This window comes from Brevibacillus sp. NPDC003359 (assembly GCF_042878995.1).
Lineage (GTDB): Bacteria > Bacillota > Bacilli > Brevibacillales > Brevibacillaceae > Brevibacillus.
Genome location: NZ_JBIAOR010000014.1, coordinates 108,311 through 129,790, shown reverse-complemented (window position 1 = coordinate 129,790; position 21,480 = coordinate 108,311). Strand labels below are relative to the sequence as shown.

Below are 21,480 nucleotides of genomic sequence, written 5' to 3'. Positions count from 1 at the left end.
GGAGAATGTTTACTATGAAAGCAGGATTAAGTATTTTATTGGAGAGATAGTTGTGAATATTGTTAGAGAAGAAGCTAAGCAGTCAATTACAGGTAAGTCCATATTAAGTAACAAGGCCAGATTTCTATCACTATCTGCTACATTTATAACTTTATTTGGTTTTTTTAATTATATGTTAGGTTATTCATATTTATATGGTTATTATTTTGGGAAAGATCAGAATGTCCCAACTTCTATCCTTGAATTAATTATATCAGCAGTTCCGTTTAATTTTTATACTGTTACAGTAATGGGAGTTTTCGTTATTTTACTCTACAGTTTTTTTGCTTCTTTAGTCTATTTTATTGTTAAATCATCGACAAATGTGAAATCATGGAAAACGAGCTTTCAGAAATTACTTGCTGTATGTTTAATCATTTTTGTATCACAGATATCAATTTCTATCATTTTCTTTGGAGAGTTCAAGAATAATCTTTCACAAATAATTGAGATGGGTGTTTTTATTTGGTGCTTGTTCTTTTTTCTATTAGTATTTTTAATTTGGATGATAAGATCTTCAAAAAGACCAATCGCAGGGATTAGTGGTTTCTTATACTCGATTATCCTGTTATTGCTTATGGCTCAATACACTGATATTGCAGTAGATTATCAGATTGCAATATTTTTATTTTCATGTTTTCCATTTGGAATACTATTGACTTGGTACAAAAGAAACAATTTTTTTATTTATTATCCATATAGTGCTTTATTTTTAATAATGATCTCTGGGGAATCATTGGGATTAAGTGTTGATAGGAGTATATTTTTATCTTTAATTATAGCAGTTATCTTTAGTATGATATTTGAGAGTGTAAAGCAAAATTTAGTGCAGATGTATATATTCTTAAAAAGAAAATTGCAAAAAAACACGGATGTTGTTGAAATCGTCGATCCTAAAAAGAATAAGGCTAACTTGAAAGTTACATTGCCAGTATTGATAATGATGTGTATTTTGGCATTAACCACAGTAGTTCCTTATACCTCATTCATAACAGGAAAAATCATGCGTTCTATGATTCCTGGGAGAGCAATACAAGTTATTGAATACAGTAACGGCACAAATAACATTTGTGGTGAACTTGTAACTTATAAAGATGGTGTATTTTACATCTCCAATACAAAATGGGAGCTCGTGGTGTTAAAAAATATCGATGTAACGGTAAAATTTAAACAAGCGAATGAGACAAAATGTAATAATAATTGACCACATTTTTGACCACGCACTATTGTTTCTTACATTGTTATACGATAAGCCAAGATATATTTAATTTAAACGAAACCGCAGGACGATGAGATTCCGTAAATAATATTCGTCTAAAATTATAATGAGCACAATACGGGCATGTGGAGAGTGTTACGTTATTGGTGAAGAAGATTGTTATAAATGGCAATTAAAGACTGCCCAAAGCTTAAATAGTCTGGCTAAATCTAGAAATGTTTGCCCACAAGAGCCGAGCGAAACCCAGGTGTCCATTCCTGAATTTCCTCGGATTTTTCAATAAGGGCAGTGAGTAGGGAATGCAGGGGAAAGGCGGTGTGGGTGGAGGTCGAGGGCTTGAGTATATCTAATGCGGACATAGGTAGATGGGGATTTTGGCTGAAGTATATCTTGATTGTACGTTAGATCATTAGAACTTCTGTTATCATAGGTTTTAATGTAGAAAAATGTATAGTGATCTGTATAGAGAAGGTTGAGGAGCGATAGGAATGATATTATCAAATCCAGAAAGGTTTAACTTCTATAGAGCAGAAAATGAAACAAAAAAAGGATTCGACAATTTATTAAAGTACATAGAAGAACAATTCTTATCTCATGGTATTGAAGCAGTCATTGGTATCTTGAAAGCTTCCGGTATTTCTGTAAACTTATATGGAAGCAAAAAGCATGAAAAATTATTCAATGATTTGATTGATCACCTATTATCAATGAATAATGTTGAAAAGGAAAAAATAGATACACTAATCAAAGAGGCTTCCGAGCTTGAAAACATAATAGGTAGATTTAATCAAATTCGTTCAGAATTTTTTGATAAATTCGAAGAAAATGAACCCAATTATCAGGTGGCTTCTTATTTACTCTCGTTAGAGAACTATCTAAGCTCTTTAAAAACTGACTCGAATGAAAGTTACAATATTAATCAAAGTGCAGCATTTTGGGATAATGCAATTGAGTCTTCAGGGATGATCTTAAAATATTTTTTATTTAAAAAATTCGAATTTAGTGGGAGTAAAAAAACTATTAATCCAATATTTTTAGATATATCAAAAAGACACATTTTTTTTAGTTCTTATTGGAATGAGATTAATGATGTGATTGAATACTGGAAATACTCAAATTTAAATGTCACTGCAAACTCACAAGGAATGATTTCCTTAGAAATAGTAGATAATGATTTTGAACTAAATAATTTAATATCAAATGAAAGGTTTCTTAATTTACGCGAAGGGTGGCAAATGAGCACCCTAGGGGAGATAGTATCAATAATAAAAGAGGGGAATAAACAAGATATAATTTCTGAGGCAACCGAACACTTGACATTTCTATTTTCAACTTTATATTTTGGGTCGCCAACTTTAGACGACAAAGTGGAAAATATAAAACTATCGAAATGGATTGAAGCATATCAGTTATTAATAAAGGAGAGTAAAAAATTTCTAAATCAAAACAATATAAAAAACAATTATAAACTAAAAGATGTTTGTCTAAGTAGAACTAAAAAAAAGTGGAAAGAACTCTTCAAGAAAAATGGATTTTCTAGTGTAGAGTTTGATATTATAATTGACTTTTTTACTTTTAATCATAAATCTCAAGATCTAATTGATTGCCCTTTTATTCTCATCGATGATCAATTAGTTGTTCTTCCATCACTCACTGCGAGTGCTGATGCAGCAAGAGCCCTTGCTTCGAACTTCCTTAATAAGAATGTAAACTTGGATTTTAAAGGTGGAGGTTTTGAAGATAGAATAAAAGCTGGATTTAACATAAATAAGATTAAAAATTCTAGGCTATATAAAAAAACTAGCGAGACAGAGTATGAATGTGATGTAGCCTTTGTGATTGAGAATGATATTTTTTTTGTAGAATGTAAAGCTCATGTTCAACCATTTTCCACGAGACAGCATGCGAATCATTTGTATAAATTATATAAGGAGACTTCTCAATTAAATAGGATAGCGGATTTTTTCAGTAACAATATACATTTAATTAAAGAACAACTCAAATTAGATGACATTTTTGTTATAAAGAATTTTCATCGTATTTTAATAACTACCTCTATGATTGGAGCTCCAATGTATATTAATGGAGTTTACATAATTGATGAATCTGCTTTTGCAATGTTTATAGATAGGACTCCTCCCTCACTAATATTGATGAATAATGGGGAATATAAAAGGGATTATGCAGACAAAATTGACATTTATCATGGAAACATAACCGTTGATAAAACAATTCAGTTTTTAAAATCCCCTCCACAAATACAAATCCTTAAGAATTTTTATTCAAAGAGTCACGTCAATTTAAACTTATTTGATATTAAACGATATATCAAAGTTAATAAAACAATTCATGTTGGAGATGAAGTAGATAGTGTAGACGGAGAGCTACTCAGTAAATACTATACTAATAAAATTAAATGATATCTAAGCAAGCGTTGTTGAATGATGTTTTAGTAAGATGTTATCTAAGTAAAATTGAAGTGTTAAAGATCTAGGAGAGAAATATTATCCCAACGATTTTGTCTTTTTATTTGGTATCCATAAGTTAAGTAAACTAATATTAGAACTTACAAGCATGGGGAGTATAATCGAATAATGCCACATCAAGACTGCAATTTTTCGGAAACCACAAATGTGGAGTGCTATTCACTGCTAGAGAGAAAGGACAAATAGTGGAGATGTATTGGCGTAGCAGAGGGACTTCCTCTGCTTTTTTTGTCTGTTAAAAGTAAGGATATGGTAAAATATAGAACATATTGTTTTAAGGGGGGCAGTTATAAAAAATGGAGAGTGCTGAGAAAATTCCAAAGGTCTTTATTTCATATTGTTGGTCTTCGGAAAAGCATATAAAGTGGGTTCTTTCTCTAGCAGAAAAGTTAGTTGCTGAATCAGGTGTTGATGTAATCCTTGACCAATGGCATGGAGAGATAGGACATGATAGATTTCACTTCATGGAAGAAAGTATTAGAGAAGCGGATAGGGTATTAGTCATTTGCGATAAAACATACTGTTATAAAGCTAATGATAGAACTGGTGGAGTAGGAACTGAGACTAGAATAATTACTCCTGAGGTCTATAGAAGCAATAAACAAGACAAGTTCATCCCTGTTGCTTTGGAATTGAATGAACACAATGAATATTTACTCCCTGACTTCATGAACAGTCGATTTGCACTGGGTATGATAAAAGAAGAGGAGTTTGAACCAAACTATAAGCAATTGGAAAGGCTAATTTGGCAGGTGCCATTATTAAAGCCACCAGTTAGAGGAAAGAAACCTGACTTTGAATCTGAGAGTGAAACCGCAATTACTCCTATTAAGACTAGACCGTTGCTAAATAAATTCGATGAAGAGAGAGTCATTTGGTTATTACCCAGAGGATTCCTACATTATACAGATATTTCATATCAGAGCAATAATTCTTGGGCAGTAGTCGTGTATTACTATAACTATGATGGAGAATGTATTCATGGTACACATTATCATGATTCTTATTCGAGAAGATGGGATAACAACATTGAAACACAATATAGTAAACTTTCAATTCCTGAAGCAGATTGGCAATGGTGCAGAGCTCCATTAAATTTCCTTCAAGAGTTAAGGGAAGTTAGTGAACCAACTGATATACACAAGATGGTTACGGATGAGCAAGAATATGATTATCCCGTCTATTATTTCAAGCCGGGTGAACCAATCTATCTTCCAGAAGTACCACAACAGTATAGGTTTTATTATGATACTGGTAACCTACGAGACATCCTTGTAGAGATGAGAGACAAAAAAGATATGTCGAGGTTACCAGAAGAAGAACTATTCAATAGGGCTATGACTCTTAGACAAAGCGTGGCTTTGGAGTCTTTAGCCTTATTAGGGGTGACTCACCCATCATTATCATTTATAAATGAAGTTCTCAATGACTTTGACAAATCTTTTTCTTCAACGGATATTTTGATGTGGTTTAGTCGCTTGGATAGTATTATACAGAACACATTGAATCATGAATGGGATAAATGGCAGAAACAATTAAAGGCTCAGAAGTATTAGGCTTAGGGTTAGGAAAGTAATAAACTATTAACTATTATGGCTCGTAAAATATGATAAACAATTCCACAATAACCGCCCACATGAACTGCACCCCAATTGTTAGACACAACTAACGATTGGAGGTGCAGTTTTTTCTATGACTAAATTTTCTACAGAAGATAAATTATCAGCGGTTCACCGCTATCTAAACGGTAAAGAAAGCTTCGCCTTAATTAGCTCGTCAATGGGTACAGCTAAATCTGAGGTGATTAAATGGGTACAGCATTACCACCACCACGGTGCCGAAGCTTTTATGAAATCCTATGCAGGTTACTCGGTTCAGTTTAAACTAGACGTACTCAATTATATGAACGAACAAGGGACGTCTATCAGGGAAACTGCTGCACACTTTAACATCCCATCGCATTCATTGATCATTCAATGGAAAAAGCAAGTGGAATTGCAGGGGTTAGACGCCCTTAAACCAAAGAAAAAGGGGCGTCCATCTATGCCAAAAAAGAACCATGGCTCTATGAATAATCAAGTACCTGCGGAAGGATCACTAGAGGCATTGAAAGCAGAAAATGAACGTTTACGTATGGAGAATGCCTATTTAAAAAAGTTGAATGCCTTAGTTCAAAGCAAGGAAAAATCACCAAGCAAGACAAAGTCCAAGTAGTTTACGAACTAAGGCATGAATATCCGCTGAAGGCACTGCTTGTACTCGCAGATCTCCCTAGAAGCACCTATTATTACTACGTGAAAAACTTTGGGCGTCCTGATTTGGATAGAGAACTGAAACGATTGATCCAATCCATTTATGACGACCATGAAGGTCGTTTTGGTTACCGTCGTATTCGTGATGAGCTTCGAAATCGTGAACACAAAGTTAACCACAAAAAAGTCCAACGAATCATGAAAGAACTGGGTCTAAAATGTCTTGTCCGCATCAAAAAATATTGCTCTTATAAAGGAACTGTCGGTTTGATTGCTCCAAATATTTTGAATCGAAACTTTACCGCTGATAGGCCTTACGAGAAGTGGGTTACAGATATAACAGAGTTTAAATTATTTGGTGAAAAGCTATATTTCTCACCCATATTGGATTTGTTTAACGGTGAGATCATTACCTATACAATCGGTTCAAGACCAGCCTATTCCTTAGTTTCAACCATGTTAGAACAAGCTTTTGAACAGTTGACAGACGACTGTAGTCTTATGATCCATTCTGATCAGGGCTGGCACTACCAAATGAAACAATATCACCATGCACTGCGCAAGCGAGGTATCACACAAAGTATGTCTCGAAAAGGGAACTGCTTCGATAATGCAGTGATAGAAAATTTCTTTGGAATTATGAAATCGGAACTTCTTTATCTAAAAGAATTCCACAGTGTGGACCACTTTAAGTCAGAGCTAGCCAAATATATTGAATACTATAATCACAGACGGATTAAGGCAAAATTAAAAGGCATGAGCCCTGTAAAATACCGGACTCATGCCCAAGAAGCCGCCTGATTAAATAACATGTCTAACTTTTTGGGGTCACTTCACAAAGGCGGTTAATTTACTTCCGCAAGTACATTCGAAAAAAATCGTTCTTGTCCAACGTCTATAAAGTCTTCCATAGTTTTAGCTACTGGAGGTTTTTCACAAGAACAGCGTTTGATAAACATGAAAGATACTAATGCACTTTGCTAAATAAGGCAGCACATTTTTGAACATAACATGTGCATTACTAAACACAATGCCTCTTTTCTGTAGTCCATTACATAGAATATTTTTCCATGTTGGTAATTTTTTCGATGAGCACGGCGGTCAACATTTTGATTGATATTCACAAGGCCATGCGGCACTCACTACGAAACGGCCGCAGATTTTCTCTTCGAGGGCTCGACAAAGTGCATGTTGAGTTGGGGATTGTGGCATTAGTACATAACCTGTTGAAAGTGGCGGTATCCGTCTACACACTTTCCTTTAAACCAAAAAGGAAGGTGAGGAAAACGAAACGGTTTTCCCCACCTTCTTTACTTTTTTAGGGTCTTTTTAGACAGCCCCCTTTTTTCTTACTCTTCCTCCTCATGGAACGAAATCCAGAATTCCTTCCCCTCATGCTCGATGAGCTTATCCAGCCATTCTGTAAATGTCAGGTCAATGTCAATTGGATTATCAGGGTCCATCGATTCGATCCATGTGAGGTAGCCATTTCCACTATCTAGTCGGTCTTGATCCACGCATATACAGCCTAAAGAGTGACTGCTCCATGCGATAGGATAGTACGGATGATCGATGCTGTAGCCTTTCCAGTATTCAATAACATTGTGAGGATCTAATATTGTGAACAGACTGCTGCCAAATTCAAAATCTCGAAATAATACGGCTCTGCTGTACTGACATAAGTAGCTTACATAATCCTCTGGTAGCTCAAACGACTTTAGATTCTTTATCTCAGCGTCAGAGTCAGTGGACATTTGAAAAACAAACTCAAACTCTCCACCGATAATATGCAAATCCCCGTTCAATTGTTCTCTTCTTCCCTTGATCTTGTTTAAAATGCGGTCAAAAGAATTACTCACGCAGTATTCACACCCTTTCTAATGAAAATACGGACTACCGTCACACAGGAGGTAGTCCATTTTTTTCAATTCTTACGGTAACTTTTCCACCAGTCAGTTACTTCCTTATGTAGCAGAATGTAATCGTTTTTTCTATCCTTTTTGAGAAGAGGGATCAGGTTGTCGAAATCGTTTGATCCATAATATTCTAGCGGAATCATATGATGGATTTCAACATCATCCCAAGTGAAATATTGAGGGGAGCCGAAGTAACCAGTGTAACGTCTCTCGAAGTCCTTTCTGTACCCCGAATCTCGCTCCCTCTTCTGGAGCAATAGGTCAGCGTCCGGTTTAATTAACTTGATGTTTGACTGCGGATCGACGTAATCAGGATAGATTTCGCCTAGATTGTTAGTCAGGATACGTTCTACCTCCTTCAAATGGGCGATAGGTGAGGAGCCTCCTCCTTGATATCTAACAGTTCCTTCCAATTTTCCTGACCACCAGTAAGTCTCCGCATTAGCGCGTACCCTATGCGTAGATAGGTTCGCGTAAGGGGGATTAAAATACAAATTTCCATTTCTTTCTACGTTATATTTCCCGTCCTCTTTTGCCGAACGGATGATAGTGTGAGTAGCGTCCACAGAGGCTACTCTGCCTATCACGGCGCTAACTTTAACCGTCGAGTATACGTCACCACCAGCCCAGTCGGACGTCATCTTGTGATCAAAGAACACTCCATCAATGCGAGGACCCGAACTCCTTGGCTCAATAGCTCCAGCCTCATCAATGTCAGATTCAGCAACTTTGGCAGCTTTGTCGGCACTCTCGTAAGTGAAGGCACCGAAGTCAAATTTAGAATCGTCTTCTTTTGCAACTGGTGCTGCATTGGGGCTGAACACCATTTGAGGCTCCCCGATGATTTCATCCTCTGAGTTGCTCTCTATAATAGTTACATTTTTGCTTTCAAGGATGCGTGGTTCATTGATGGCCTCTGCCAATTCCTCTAGTGTTACCCCCTCTGCCAGTTGTATGGGAAGGTTTTCGAAATCAACGACTTCTTCTGTCTCGGCTATTTCCTTTGTACTTTCAACGACTTTTTCTGTACTTTCAGCAGATGCTGGCGTCGTCGAGACTGACACAGGAGCAACTAACAATGAGAAAACGACAAAAGGCACTAATACTCTTTTGAATTTCTTCATAGTCTTGCACACTCCTTTTCATGTTTCTACATTTTTGCGCTACTGATCTAATTCTGGAGAAATTAATTCAATCTTTTTTTCTTCATTTCGATTGAATAACCAGAATGTACTGATCCAATTGCTGGCTTAATTCCACGCTTCATCATGCAAAAACTTATTCTCTAAAATTAATTATCCGAGTTCTTCGAGCAAATGCGCCGCTATGTTTTTTAGGTCTATTTCGTAAGAATCTCTTTCTTCCTAATCTAAACATCTCGTGATAGAGTTAAATATAGGAGTTTCAAGAGGCTCCTATTAAGGGCGTTCCTGTTGCCGGGAAGCAAAGGGGGAACGTCCTTTCTTATTGATTCGCCTTCTTAAAACAAGTCCATTCACTTTTATAATGTACCTCCTTTCTGATTAGTAAGATTTCTTCGTTGGGACTCTAAGATGTACTCGTCTAGTTCTTGACTTATCTTCAATACATCGGAATCTGTCAGTTTGCCCTGTTGTTTGAAGACTTCTTTAAGCTGATATTGTAGATTCTTGATGATTTGTGTAAGGTCTTCGTTGCTTACTTCTGGCCATTCAACCATCGTTATCTGTCCCCCATAGTCTCACCCCCTTATTCTCACTCTAGCACGTATATCACAAAAACTATGGAAAAAATTACCTTGATACATTTGACATCATTCGATAATTTCCGCAAATCGCAGTCGAAATATGTCTGTGTGTTTTTGTTGATTCACAAACATCAACTTGCTATAATCCTACTCGATTGCGCTGTAAAAAAATGGAAGTTTTTTGTTGTGGGGGGAATATAGTGCAAAAGAAAACAATTGGGGATATGTTGTCTGAGAGCCGAAGAAATGAAGGCTTGTCTTTTGCTGAGTTAGAAGATAGAACTGGTGTAAGTAGAGGAGTACTACAGAAGATTGAGAGTGGAGAGACAAAACGCCCTGAATTTAAAACAGTGAAGTCCATAGCCGCTTTATTTCCATACCCGTATGAAGAAATTATTGAAGGATACCTTGAGGATGAGACTAGGAGTGAAATGTTATTTGAAATTCTTCAAGAAGTCATTCAATGTGATCATACTTCACTAGTCGAAAGAGTTTCATTGAAATTTCTTCAATCTCCTAATGAAAAGATTGAGAAGGCATTGGAGCGACTGTATAACTTCTCTGATTCGACTGCTGTAATAGTAATAAATAACGAAATACGCTTAGCTCTCTATAAGGTCATCGCAAATTATGCACGACAGTGCGGAGAGCCGAAATACATTGCAAAAGCTTTATTTCAGAAATATCTAATTGAACGTAATGATCTCAAAAAACTAAAGGAAACCTTTTGCAATGGGGAGGAAATTTTACACTATGTTGACTTCCTATCCCATGATGAAAAGATTACATTTTATTATAGGATGGCGCTTCATGCTCATAACATTGAGGACTATAACAAATGTATTGAACTGGGGAAAACAGGTCATCTCGAAGATAAGACAAGTAATACGTTAAAAGAACAGGTTGCTTTAGCTATATGCAACTCATACCTATTCTTAGGAAAACATAGTAACTTGGAAGAACACCTGAATATTTATGAAGAATTGAAGTACACGCAGATTATTAAACGGTTGAAGTTTTACCGCGCCATTATTCTATCTCGGACAGGGAAATATAGCGTTGCTATTCCTATGTTGTATCAGTGTGTAGAAGAAGTAACTGATAGTAATCGTTTACATCGAGTAAATATGCTTTTGGAAGCTTTATTTAAAGTCAATGATCTTGATTCAATTAGCAGTCTTCTGGGGTCAGAAGAGAGTAAAATATTACTTCAGTACACCGATCCATATCAATATTCCGAACTAGGAAGGTACTACAAATACAAAGGCAAATTTTTGGTTAAGAGGGGGTGTTTTGATGAAGGAATGGAGGCTTATCTAAATAGTATATTACATTACGCTAAGATAAATGATTATAAAAGTATTTTGCAATGTTACAATGAGATACATTCTCATCATTACACACATGAGAAAATGATAAAATTGGAACTTATAGGAAATCTGAAAGAGGTATATAATGAAGTATATAAGGAAAGCGAAGCGAGGGATGAATGATGAAAAAGTTAGTAATGAATATTGTAACGTGTTCTGTTATAATATCGTTTTCTGTCTTGACAGTAACTACTCCTAATGTTAGGAATGAAATTGAACAAGGAACTAACGTTTCTCCAATAAAAACTATAAAGTTATATTCAGATAATCCCGGACATTAATAAACGAAATCCAAAGGGGAAAGTGATGAACAGGCTTCTCTTGCATATATTTATGACGGTGTTCTTAGTTGCTGTGCCTCTAACTATTCAAGCAAATGAGGTACAAAACATTCCAAACCATTCTCAAGTAGTTTCCTATGGCACTGACCCAGGGTGGTAAAATCAGATGTTTTGTTCTTGTGTAACAAAAGCACTTTGACAACTATTGCCAAGGTGCTTTTATTCATCTTCTCTGCACAAATATCCACAATACCTACTGAGACGAAAAGGATGCATCTGTCGAGAGCTAATCTAGGATATTACTTAGCGAATACTGCCACATCGGAAGCTTGTCTATTTTGCTCACACCACACATGTGGAGACAGTTGTGAGACTTGACCTGATTTGAGTGTCGAAATACAAAATTTGTCAGCTAATGAGGTTGTAGAGAGTAGCAAAGTCACTAATGTTAAAGTAACGTCGCAAATTGAAGAGAATAATGATGAAGTAACCGTACAAATAGAAGAGATGGTTCTTGATGAAAACCACTACGAAGATTTAACGTGAAGCACATGCTAAAGAAGTCTATTTTAAGAGAAAAGCAGAAATCGATGAGTTCTTCGAGTCTCGTTAACAGCATTGATGAGTATCTCTTGAAAACGCCTAGTTCTTAGAACTAGCGTTTTACAAATTAAATAAGATTAAAAATCGTCAAGTTCAGCCCATTCAAAATCATCATCTGTTAGCTGTCCTTTAAAATTCATTTCTTGCACGAAAGCGTCAACAGTATTTTTTAATGCTTCTTCGATACTTTTACCTGTTCCCAAACCAAGTACAGCCGGTTCATCATCAAGTCTCTTTACCCCAATATTTGTAATACCATAGAAATCTCTATCTTGTTCCTCAAATATTTTCACTTTGAACCTACCAGATGGAGTTCGTCCGGATCCAGTTTCCTTAATACGGAATTCTGCCACGCATTTGTCAATACCTCTTACTCCATTAATCTTAATATTCTTCCAGTTGGTCATTATCGTAACCTGTTGAAATCATTAGTGCTTTCCTATGAGACTACATGTTATGAGAGAAAGTAGTCATCAACTTGAAGATGAGCGTTTGCCCCAAAAATGGTCAACTTTTTGATTATCGTTTATAGGTGTTATTTATTGGGAATTCCGGAGTCGCCTAACTACTCTTATTTCTACGTGAATGGAAATCTCAAGAAAACAGACTACGATAATGGTACAGATTATGCATCAGTCGATTACACGGCTAATGTTACAGCATTAATGAAAGCCAAAATCACATCGTCCCATTATGCTACAACAAGATAGATGATAAGGTGACGGAAACGTCTGAGGAAGAGTATTTTAATTAAAAGCATATAGGAGGTATTTGAGGTTATGAAAAAACGCAGTATAGCAATTTCGGGTCTTGTTTTAGCTGGTGCAATTTTCGCAGGTAGCAGTCTATACGCGAGTGAAGATGTTGAGCAGTACGAAAAAGGAAATCAAATGAAAACCCTTAATTCATTGGGGATCGAAGCAAAGTCCGATGATTTGGTAGCCATGAAAACTTTGACTGATGAAAATGGAAAAGAGTGGATTTATAACGAATTCACTAAAAGAGCGCCGCTAATGGATAAAATAGAAAATGAACGTTCTGTAGACGTGAAGGATGCCTTCATTGAAGTTCAGGACGAGATCATGCAGAAGCACGCAAAAGTAGGGGATACCATTCCGGTTATTCTTCTGGATGAAGAGTTAAAAGAAGGTTCTTTTTCGTTTAACAGAGAAGACGGTGAGGCTCTGATCTTCAAACTAAAATATAATGAAAAGAATGGAAAATGGGATTATGAGCAGGAAAAATAATCTCGAATTTGATTCAGTATGAACGTTGTACTACATAAAGCGAAGGAACAGGCGACTCTAAAATTGACTGATAACGTAAAAAAGCCCTTCTCGGGTTATTCCGAAGGAGGGCTTCGCCTTTTATAATGCAGTTAAGATTAACTCAAAAGCCTTTTGGAGCGATTGGACTTGTTCATCTGACAGTAGCCCGTACCCTGCTCCTACAAGCTAAAACAAATGACGAAATTTGTTTAGTTCTCTTCAAGGTAATAGCAAATTATGCACGACAATGTGGAGAGCTGAAGTACATTGCAAAAGCATTATTGAAAAAATATCTGATTGAACGAAATGATCTGAAAAGGCTAGAGGAAACATTCCGAATGGGTGAAGAGGTTTTATATTATACAGACTTCATTACGATTGAGGAAAAGATCATCTACTATTTCAGAATGGCACTCCATGCTCATAACACCCAAAAATATTCACAGTGTATTGAACTATGCCAGAAAGGTCTTGCACTTGAAACAAGTAACACTGAGTTAAAGGCTAGAGCCTATCTTGCCAAGATTAACCGGGCAACTACTAAAGTAAGGAAAAAGGATTACGAAGTCGCTATTCCGATGTTAAGAAAGTATGTGGATGAACTTCACAAAGAGAACAAGATACATGTGGTAATCGAGTTACTCGAAATTCATTTAGAATTAGGTAATATGGATGCTATCGAAGAAGTGCTGATGAACGAGAAAGCAATCTTACCTGCTACTCCTCAGACACTGTATAAACACCGCTCGATTGGTGCTTACTACCAACTGAAAGGCAAATTCCAAACTAAATTAGGGCGTTTGGATGAGGGAATGGAAAGCTACGTTAACAGCTTAAAAGCGTATGGTGTCATTCGTGCATTTGAAGAGATGCATAAATGTTTGAACGAAATGCTAACTTATTTTGATGAAAATTCACTGCCGATGGATTTACAGTATGTCCAAAAGCTTAAAGGAGTGTATAATACAACTGTGGGTAATTTTGGAAAATAAGGAGGGTGCTCCAAATGAAAAAGGTAATGGCTTTGATGGTATTATCGTTGTCATTGACTGTGTGTGTCAATTTGTTACCTACGGATGTGACCTACTTTAATACGCATCATATATTTGAAGTAAAGCAGAATGTGGCTGACCCCGGACATTGATTAGGTGACATATTCCTTTTATAGAGAAATGGATTCCTATTGTGCCTTGATGAGAATAATCAAGGTGCTTTTTATTTTGATCTTGTGTGAGTCCTAGTTAGATTAATCATAATTCCAATAATGAAGAAGGAACTGTTTATTGTATCTACTTTATACACCCTCATATCCCTTAAAAAAATCATTATTACGCGTTTCTAAACTCTTCAAGAGCAAAAAAATGAAGTAAATATAACTTATATTCTTATATAAATTAATAAATAATTAAGATTTATGTTAAATAAAATTTATTTTTTGTTTTATTTAATTAAAGTTATGTGTTACTGTATTAATGAGAAAGGAGGGGAAATATGCCATGGATATAAAAAAAGTGCCTAACTGGATATTATCCTTGGAAAATGAGGATCTAGAATTCATAAAAAATTTAGTTCTCAAATCAGGTTCTTTGAAAGAAATCGCAAAAGTATATAAAGTGTCATATCCAACAGTAAGGATTAAGCTCGATAGATTGATTGAGAAAATAAAAATCAATGACGCTATAGATAATGAGGACTTCATCAAATTCATCAAAAACCTATCGATTGATGATCGCATAAGTGTAGAAGATGCAAAATTAATTATTGAAAAATATAAACAAGAAAGGAATGAGAAGTAATGGACTTTGGTTTTTATAATGCTTTTATAATTGCTGGTATTTTAGCTGTTCAATTCTTCTTTTCAACCAGGAACAACGTTTATTGGGGATCAGTTATACCAGTAGCCTATATTGTATTTTTAATATGGATGTTTGTTACTAATCGTATCGAAAATACTTTAGGTTTAATCCTGTACCTACTATTAGGGTTGCTTTTCCTTATTGCAGAATGGAGTGCAGGAAGAAAGTCCCTTAGCAAGAAGAGAAAAAAAGAATTGGATAAGATAAAAACTCACGATTTAAAATAGTTTATATTCAGAAGAAATCAAAGAATGGTCATCTCCTAGAATTAGATGATCATTCTTGTTATGTAAAATCAATTATCCTGCCCGTTAGTTCAATGAAATAAATGATAATCATCAATTCTGAACTTTAATACTTGATCTAGTGATGGAGTGGAAAGAAACTAAATATGTGCTTGATGCGTAAGACCTCGTATCCTAGAATTAATGTTTCGCACCAAGCTACATCATATTGATGAAAGCAAGTATATAGCCCCGACATATTGTCAGGGCTATATTAGTAGGTAGGGGGCGCATCATAAATTTTGTTATCTCTGAGCACTCCACACATGTTGAGAGTGTTGCGTGCTTGATATATAAGGGTTTTTGATCTGGTGGAAAGTGGATTGTTGACGAAATAAGGAGTCGGCATTTTAGCCGACTCCTTACGCTTTTTTATCCCGCATCCGAATAATGCTGTTAAATTTATTGGCAGCTTCTTTATCAGCGGATTGGAGCGCATGGCCATAAGTCCAAAGAAATAGGCGGCGCCGATCAGCAGCGCCACGATTGTCTATGACCTTCTGTTGTGGGATGAAAATCAAGTTGTAGACTGGTTGGATGCTCTAGGAATCATCAACAGAAGTCGGGTACTGGTCAGGCAATGGCTATGTTCAGCTCACGTTCTATTACTTCGCACACTGTGAATACTGCTTTAATGCAAATAATTGATAATATCCCTAAATTTGGTATAATTCAATTCATGAACATCCAAATATTAGGAGGTCTTACAATGAAAAAGAAGCTCATGTCTATTAGCCTTGCTACCTTATTAGTATCATCGTTTACATCTAATACGGTATTTGCTGCAAATCAGCAAGCAGAGGTTATAGTTGAATACAGTAATGATACCAAGTGGACGAGCGCGGTAAGTGGGCAAAATCAATATGGTCGAGTTACATTGATTTCGGAAGGTACTGGACTGGCAGGGGCGTTTGTATGGAAGAAATGTTCAGGAGACATTGACTATGTGGATACACAGATTCAACTTGGTACTGACTCTAGCTACAAACAAGATAGCAATAACGTATACATGCAAAGCGGATGCACGTACAAACTCGAAGTGAAAAACTATAACACTAATAAGGCAAAAGGGTATATTCGAAACTGGGACTAATCCGTATCTCGTCAAAAAGGACCATGAGGTTGACACATCCAAATTGTGTCGATCTCATGGTCTTTATTATTGATTTACCACGTTTCAGATTATTAAATTCACATCAAGCGGAAGAGAGCCGTGGATTACACAATCAAAGGAAAGCTACCACCGTAAACGTCATCCAGGATAAACTCGGCCGTGACTACCAAACAGTTCATGAACATGGCGATACACCCTGACATGGATGTCAGGAAACACGAATGCAACGGTTCCTTCATCAAGAGTTAATTTGTCAGATGGTTGTTCAATCACAAAAGGTATCTCAATAGCTTGTAGAGTCTCTTTCAAATAACTTACATCAGACCAAGGCACTGAGTAGTAAAATGATTTTTCCACGTGACCAACTCCTTGTGTATATTATGCCACGAGGAGACTGGAATAAAAAAGATGGGCACACAATCTCAATTTAGATAAAGATAAGCGATAAAAAAGACCATCCCTTGCCACTTTCATAGCTTTGGGACAGCCTTTTTGGAACTTTCATGAGATTAGCTACATCTAAGTGCAGATGCAATAAGGCAAATCGGGCAAACGTATACAGCCAGGTTGTTTTTCGCAAGGGAAAGGGTTACCTTTTGAGCTGATTCTTTTAAGGAGTTTCTTCCACATAGTTAATCACCTCCAATTAAAGGGAAATTTTACCATCAAATACATCTTAACATATGTAGGAAACTATAAAAATAGTAATTTTCCGAATATTCAAGATCGTGATTTAACAAATTGCTCATTATGTATCAATTGATTTGAATAAACCGCCAGTATGGAGATTGTAAATGAGTGTATCAAGTTCTTCATTTAGTTTTTTGAGATCCTCACCAGTGGCGTATTGAATTTGAGTTTGAATCTGGCTAATGATCCAAAACACATCACGTACAATTCTTCTACTTATTTCTGTTTTTGTACCTAGAAGTACACTGATTTCTTCAAGAAGATTGTATAAGGTATCAAATTTTTGTCTGTCAACAATGGAACATGGTCTTAAATCGCACAATATTTCGAGACACAAGTCTTCTAATCTCTTTTCTAATTGATTCAGCTGCATCTAAACACCTCAAAAATTAGTGGGATGATTTTAACAACATTATACAGATAAGAGTGCTGATAGTTAACAAATTGTGTACTAAGATTAATCACGGGTTTTAGGGAATTTCACCAAAACAACTATCATAAATGTTGCGATTGGGCCAAGTAAAAGTGAGATGAAAAACCAAACAAGTCCACTTAGATTTTTGCTCTGAGCCAAACCGGCATTAATAAGAGCTAAAGTCCCCCATCCAATTGCATATCCATTTTCCACTTTAACACACACCTTTTACAAATAATTACCAAATACATTACCGTCAACAAATCAATTGGTCAATCAGATTTAACAAAATGTAGTGTAGTGCTTAGCCAAAAATCCGTAAGGATTTTGAACAATAAACTTCTCGATTTTTCCTGGATTTCAACTCATTTTCTTCGTTTTTAAGCACTGACAGGGGCCATAAAAATGGGCCCCTTTTTAGCCATTTCGTGAGAAATTGCTGCGACACATCCCACGAGGTAATTATAGCGATATATCAAAATAGAAATTCTCGGGCCTGCTCACGAAACGGAAAAAATCGTACGCTAAGGAATGCTTTGCATGAAAAAAAACCGGACCTCACAAGGTAACCCGGTTCTCGAAATTGGTATAAGGGGTATCAATAAAAATCGCGTAAAACGTACGTTAAGCTTAATTCAAATAAGCCGACCTTATGTTAGCTTAGGAATTACAACAATAATTCCATAGCTGCTCGTTCTTTATCCGCAATCTCGAGCAAAAGCTTAGAAACCTGGTTTAGCTCCTGGTAGCTTCCCGTTCTTCCTGCATGGTAGATCAAAGAAGAAACGCTGGCCCACATTGGAGCGATTTCCGCGAACATCAATGATGCCTGCTCTAATTTTGGGTCTCCAAGCAGTTCTGTGCATTCTTTGAGAAAATCGCGATACAGGTTTCGAAACAATGCACCGCCGGTTCCCGCTCTTTCCATTAGCAACGCAGTTAAACATAGATCATGCTCAAAATTTTTGCTGCGCTCAGGCCACTTCAGAATTTCGCTGCTCATTTTCATAATGCCTTTATTCCCGATATTTCGAATGGGCGGATTCAAATAGTCATTCGCATTCTGGGTTAAGGACGCACGAATAGCAGGTACAAGCGGCGGAAGGGCAACAACCGACTCAATCGTGAAGGAACGATTTCGGGAGCTCATCGACCCCTTGGCATTGCGGGCCATGGCCAAATGATCCAAACGCGTCTTAACCAGTCCGCCCTGCTGTTTCGTATCCGCCATGTAGGCGTATTCGCCATCCATCCCATAGATCACCGCATAGTGGGCGGCAAAGTGCACTTTGTTTGTGAAATAATCCAAATAATAAGAGTCCAGTTTAAGTCCAACCGGTCTGCCGTGTTCGATGAAGCTCTGTACGTTCTGCCAAGCTTTGTCAACGGACGAAGTTTCTTGTATCCTGATGGTCAAGTTGAGTCGCGTGGCTAAGCAAGCAGCCAATTCATCCGGCTTCACTCTTCCTCCGATAAAAGGAAAGTCCAGCCCCTTTGAATCCCAATAAATGAATCCCAATCCTTGCCCGAGTCCGAATAACATGGGTTCTGAAAGCTGGACACCCGCAAATTGAAGCAAGTTCCCCATCGTCGTCGTCTCGCAATGTTCGCCCTGATAAGGAACGAAACCTTCAATGATTGTAGCCATGTTATTTCATCTCCTCCAATAATTCGTTGATTAGATGAACGACGAATGACCGTTCGCACTCAATAAGGCTCATAGCATGAAGGAAAAGCGCTCTTACATGCAACGGCAATTGAACGCCTCCTTGCGATTCGGACTTTCGCCCGATCTGTTTCGAAGTCTCCTTAAGAAAATCCAGCCGTTGCCGCAATGCTTCAATGGCTTCACCCTTCTTGATAAAAGGCAGAGCAGCCAGCCCAAGGTCGAACCGGGGGTCGCGTTCTCGCGAAGAAGACAGGCTGACAATGATTTGATTTCTTAGCAAGTCCATACCGGCTTCCATCATGATAAATCGTATCGGCATAGGTCCCTTACCGGATTTCTCACTGGAATCCTCTGACTCGATCAATCCTTTATCGTTCAATTTCTTCAGTCCTGTATATATCGAAGTCGTGCCGATATTCGCCCATTCCCGGTAGCCGCGCTGATCGATTAACTTATTGATGTCGTATCCCGACACTTGATTACATTCCGCGATAATTTGCAACAGCATAAATTCTACATTCGAAAGTTGATTCATGGAGAGACTCCTCATGATTTATATTTCACATATGTAATATAACGGTAGTATAATATAAGATCAATATCTTGTTCCTTTCGTTGCACACAAATCCACGGTTGGCAAGCATACGGTATTGAAATCAGGGAAATAGAAGTAGTTGCTTAACACATAGGTAATTGAGGAAAATGGGCTCAATTACCTACTTAAGACAAAACAAAAACCCACTGTCGCCAGTGAGTTGAAATTTTTTGTATTCCGAACTATGTTAAAAGACTGCTTTTCTCAGCAGGCCAAGCTGCAGCGTCCAACAAATGTTACGCACCATTGTGTCATATTAGGCTCGTGCAAGTCTGGTTTCGCTAGATTTACAAATGTCACTTGTACATCTAAATCAAACAAATCTTGTTTTTGCATTGTTAGCCCCTCCTAATAACATGGTTTTGTTTACAATAAACGGTAACACTAAAACGGTTTTTAGTAAAGTGCATGAATAGATATTTAGTTTTGTAGAGAGTACGGTTCCAGACAACTACATTTCGGTTCCGGTGACATTAGCGTTGGAAGCGGACTGTTGGCAATGGATGAGGCGGTGGGAGTCGTTACGTTCCGGCAGCAAGCACCGCGTGAAGTTGGAAGTCATTCAGAGCATGGCGCTGGTCATACTCTGGAGACCAATGAAACACCTGTGCGGATGACTTTCGAAAAAGTTGAAAGCATCGATGTAGTCATAAGACAGCTGGTAGAGGTCAGGGTAATGATGGTCGAAAAGATAGTCGGAATAGAATCAGGCTGCACTTGCAACGAAAGAGAATGCTGCCCGGAGTGCGATCCAGAAGAGAACTGAACAAAACAATCGATTTGTTAAATGGGAGGTAACGACATGCGGGAAATCAAGTTCCGAGCGTGGTTCACACTGAAAAACAAAATGGTTGGGCATGAGGATTTGGATCTTACCTACAGTAAGGACGAGGGGTTTACCTTCGCCTTCGACCACTCGTTACCAGTCGATGATGGGGATATTGACGAAAATCAGGAGCTTCTGCCGGCAATTTAACACAACATTACCTTTGGTAAGGAGGTGGGAACGTGGCAAAATCGACCGACCTGGAAGCAATGTTTTCTAAAAGCCACCCATCAGCCAAGAAGGGTTTTAATGCACAAGACAATGAAAGCAAGAGACAGCACAGAACACACTATCAAGAAGTTATTTTTCTTCTCCAGGTATCCTAGAGCGAATATGTAAATTGCCAATACAAAAAAACTAATGCTTCTCAAGATATTACTGTCTATGTAAAACCGACTAATGATAAGTAAAATTATTGCTATTGCGGCAAGAGCAAGAAACCACTTGGGACGTGCAAGGACTTTTTGAAACATTAAGACACCTCACCTTTTTCCGATATATTACCATTTTACCGTGGCGAACGATCAGATGACAACATCTATGCGAACCCGGAGTTGTTTCGTTCCATTTAACACAAGAGAAATTGTGTGAAATAGGAGCTGCCAAGTAATTTCATTTCTTGTTTAAAAAAGGGCAGCTAATAAAGCCACCCATAAACATTGAAAATCGGGCCAACTCTACTTAGAAAAAGCGACGACGACGTCGGCGGCGAAAGAAAAATCGACGGCGCCTACGGAAGAAGAAACCAAACATTACTCCACCCCCTCATCGTTTCATACCATATATGTAATCGAAAAGAGTAATAAATGATTGGACGAACCTACATGGAAATACATCTGTTTCCACGAATATGTGCTATCCCCTAGGCAAG

General features: G+C 37.2%; 24 protein-coding genes. 13 read left to right on the top strand and 11 right to left on the bottom strand.

The annotated features are described in order from the left end of the window. Window positions 1-52 precede the first annotated feature (52 nt). The 4 genes from ACFYU8_RS25270 (at window position 53) to ACFYU8_RS25255 (ending at window position 6,797) form a co-directional block, all read left to right on the top strand. A complete protein-coding gene (locus ACFYU8_RS25270; RefSeq protein WP_390304997.1) occupies window positions 53-1,243 on the top strand; it encodes a hypothetical protein in 1,191 nt (396 codons plus the stop codon). Window positions 1,244-1,746: 503 nt separating this feature from the next. Beyond that, entirely contained in the window at window positions 1,747-3,678 is a 1,932-nt protein-coding gene (locus tag ACFYU8_RS25265) for a hypothetical protein (protein ID WP_390304995.1), read from the top strand. A gap of 362 nt (window positions 3,679-4,040) precedes the next feature. After that, window positions 4,041-5,300 carry an SEFIR domain-containing protein gene (locus ACFYU8_RS25260; protein WP_390304992.1) on the top strand — a complete coding sequence of 420 codons (1,260 nt, stop codon included), beginning with the start codon at window positions 4,041-4,043 and terminating at the stop codon, window positions 5,298-5,300. Between the two features lie 136 nt (window positions 5,301-5,436). Further along, window positions 5,437-6,797 (top strand): IS3 family transposase gene (locus ACFYU8_RS25255; RefSeq protein WP_390304990.1). Its coding sequence is split into 2 segments (ribosomal slippage): window positions 5,437-5,893 and window positions 5,893-6,797, totalling 1,362 coding nucleotides; the frame shifts between segments, so codons are not numbered across the junction. A 548-nt stretch (window positions 6,798-7,345) separates the two neighbouring features. Here the strand turns inward: ACFYU8_RS25255 and ACFYU8_RS25250 are convergent. The 3 genes from ACFYU8_RS25250 to ACFYU8_RS25240 form a co-directional block, all read right to left on the bottom strand. Further along, window positions 7,346-7,855, bottom strand: a complete 510-nt coding sequence (locus tag ACFYU8_RS25250) for an SMI1/KNR4 family protein (RefSeq protein ID WP_390304988.1) — start codon at window positions 7,853-7,855, stop codon at window positions 7,346-7,348. A gap of 65 nt (window positions 7,856-7,920) precedes the next feature. Then, entirely contained in the window at window positions 7,921-9,036 is a 1,116-nt protein-coding gene (locus tag ACFYU8_RS25245; RefSeq protein WP_390304986.1) for an HNH endonuclease, read from the bottom strand. Window positions 9,037-9,413: 377 nt separating this feature from the next. Continuing rightward, the gene (locus ACFYU8_RS25240; RefSeq protein ID WP_390304984.1) at window positions 9,414-9,611 is read right to left on the bottom strand and encodes an aspartyl-phosphate phosphatase Spo0E family protein; all 198 of its coding nucleotides are present in this window, start codon (window positions 9,609-9,611) and stop codon (window positions 9,414-9,416) included. A gap of 227 nt (window positions 9,612-9,838) precedes the next feature. On the opposite strand from ACFYU8_RS25240, the gene ACFYU8_RS25235 reads away from it, so the two are divergent. After that, a complete protein-coding gene (locus ACFYU8_RS25235; protein ID WP_390304982.1) occupies window positions 9,839-11,131 on the top strand; it encodes a helix-turn-helix domain-containing protein in 1,293 nt (430 codons plus the stop codon). An 838-nt stretch (window positions 11,132-11,969) separates the two neighbouring features. Here ACFYU8_RS25235 and ACFYU8_RS25230 read toward each other — a convergent pair. Next, window positions 11,970-12,299, bottom strand: coding sequence for a hypothetical protein (locus ACFYU8_RS25230; protein ID WP_390304980.1), 330 nt, complete (start codon window positions 12,297-12,299; stop codon window positions 11,970-11,972). Window positions 12,300-12,671: 372 nt separating this feature from the next. Here ACFYU8_RS25230 and ACFYU8_RS25225 point away from each other — a divergent pair, with 372 nt between their 5' ends. From ACFYU8_RS25225 to ACFYU8_RS25210, 4 genes are all read left to right on the top strand, one after another. Then, window positions 12,672-13,139: a hypothetical protein gene (locus ACFYU8_RS25225; RefSeq protein WP_017249846.1), complete on the top strand. Its 468-nt coding sequence runs from the start codon at window positions 12,672-12,674 to the stop codon at window positions 13,137-13,139. 125 nt (window positions 13,140-13,264) lie between these two features. After that, window positions 13,265-14,152, top strand: coding sequence for a tetratricopeptide repeat protein (locus tag ACFYU8_RS25220; protein WP_390304978.1), 888 nt, complete (start codon window positions 13,265-13,267; stop codon window positions 14,150-14,152). 504 nt (window positions 14,153-14,656) lie between these two features. Further along, window positions 14,657-14,956, top strand: a complete 300-nt coding sequence (locus tag ACFYU8_RS25215; protein WP_390304976.1) for a DUF2089 family protein — start codon at window positions 14,657-14,659, stop codon at window positions 14,954-14,956. After that, window positions 14,956-15,243: a hypothetical protein gene (locus ACFYU8_RS25210; protein ID WP_390304974.1), complete on the top strand. Its 288-nt coding sequence runs from the start codon at window positions 14,956-14,958 to the stop codon at window positions 15,241-15,243. Before ACFYU8_RS25215 ends, ACFYU8_RS25210 begins: the two co-directional genes overlap by 1 nt. 271 nt (window positions 15,244-15,514) lie before the next feature. Here ACFYU8_RS25210 and ACFYU8_RS25205 read toward each other — a convergent pair whose 3' ends face one another. Then, a complete protein-coding gene (locus ACFYU8_RS25205) occupies window positions 15,515-15,784 on the bottom strand; it encodes a hypothetical protein (protein ID WP_390304972.1) in 270 nt (89 codons plus the stop codon). A 225-nt stretch (window positions 15,785-16,009) separates the two neighbouring features. Here ACFYU8_RS25205 and ACFYU8_RS25200 point away from each other — a divergent pair, with 225 nt between their 5' ends. Further along, on the top strand, window positions 16,010-16,393 hold the full coding sequence (locus tag ACFYU8_RS25200) for a hypothetical protein (RefSeq protein WP_390304970.1): 384 nt from the start codon (window positions 16,010-16,012) through the stop codon (window positions 16,391-16,393). A gap of 159 nt (window positions 16,394-16,552) precedes the next feature. Here ACFYU8_RS25200 and ACFYU8_RS25195 read toward each other — a convergent pair whose 3' ends face one another. From ACFYU8_RS25195 to ACFYU8_RS25170, 6 genes are all read right to left on the bottom strand, one after another. Further along, a complete protein-coding gene (locus ACFYU8_RS25195) occupies window positions 16,553-16,771 on the bottom strand; it encodes a hypothetical protein (RefSeq protein WP_390304968.1) in 219 nt (72 codons plus the stop codon). 391 nt (window positions 16,772-17,162) lie between these two features. Further along, the gene (locus ACFYU8_RS25190) at window positions 17,163-17,477 is read right to left on the bottom strand and encodes a hypothetical protein (RefSeq protein ID WP_390304966.1); all 315 of its coding nucleotides are present in this window, start codon (window positions 17,475-17,477) and stop codon (window positions 17,163-17,165) included. Between the two features lie 84 nt (window positions 17,478-17,561). Next, window positions 17,562-17,732 (bottom strand): hypothetical protein, encoded by a 171-nt coding sequence (locus ACFYU8_RS25185; protein ID WP_173621189.1) that lies wholly within the window; start codon window positions 17,730-17,732, stop codon window positions 17,562-17,564. 454 nt (window positions 17,733-18,186) lie between these two features. Beyond that, a complete protein-coding gene (locus tag ACFYU8_RS25180; RefSeq protein WP_390304964.1) occupies window positions 18,187-19,167 on the bottom strand; it encodes a BtrH N-terminal domain-containing protein in 981 nt (326 codons plus the stop codon). 1 nt (window position 19,168) lies between these two features. Next, window positions 19,169-19,723: a PadR family transcriptional regulator gene (locus ACFYU8_RS25175; protein ID WP_390304962.1), complete on the bottom strand. Its 555-nt coding sequence runs from the start codon at window positions 19,721-19,723 to the stop codon at window positions 19,169-19,171. Window positions 19,724-19,987: 264 nt separating this feature from the next. Next, the gene (locus ACFYU8_RS25170; RefSeq protein WP_390304960.1) at window positions 19,988-20,119 is read right to left on the bottom strand and encodes a hypothetical protein; all 132 of its coding nucleotides are present in this window, start codon (window positions 20,117-20,119) and stop codon (window positions 19,988-19,990) included. A gap of 157 nt (window positions 20,120-20,276) precedes the next feature. Here ACFYU8_RS25170 and ACFYU8_RS25165 point away from each other — a divergent pair, with 157 nt between their 5' ends. Genes ACFYU8_RS25165 through ACFYU8_RS25155 form a run of 3 tightly spaced genes read left to right on the top strand, consistent with a single transcriptional unit; the run spans window position 20,277 to window position 20,935 of the window. Beyond that, complete coding sequence (locus ACFYU8_RS25165) at window positions 20,277-20,549, top strand: hypothetical protein (RefSeq protein ID WP_390304958.1); 273 nt, start codon at window positions 20,277-20,279, stop codon at window positions 20,547-20,549. Window positions 20,550-20,585: 36 nt separating this feature from the next. Further along, complete coding sequence (locus ACFYU8_RS25160; RefSeq protein WP_390304956.1) at window positions 20,586-20,759, top strand: hypothetical protein; 174 nt, start codon at window positions 20,586-20,588, stop codon at window positions 20,757-20,759. 32 nt (window positions 20,760-20,791) lie between these two features. Then, entirely contained in the window at window positions 20,792-20,935 is a 144-nt protein-coding gene (locus ACFYU8_RS25155; protein ID WP_390304954.1) for a hypothetical protein, read from the top strand. Window positions 20,936-21,480: the final 545 nt, after the last annotated feature.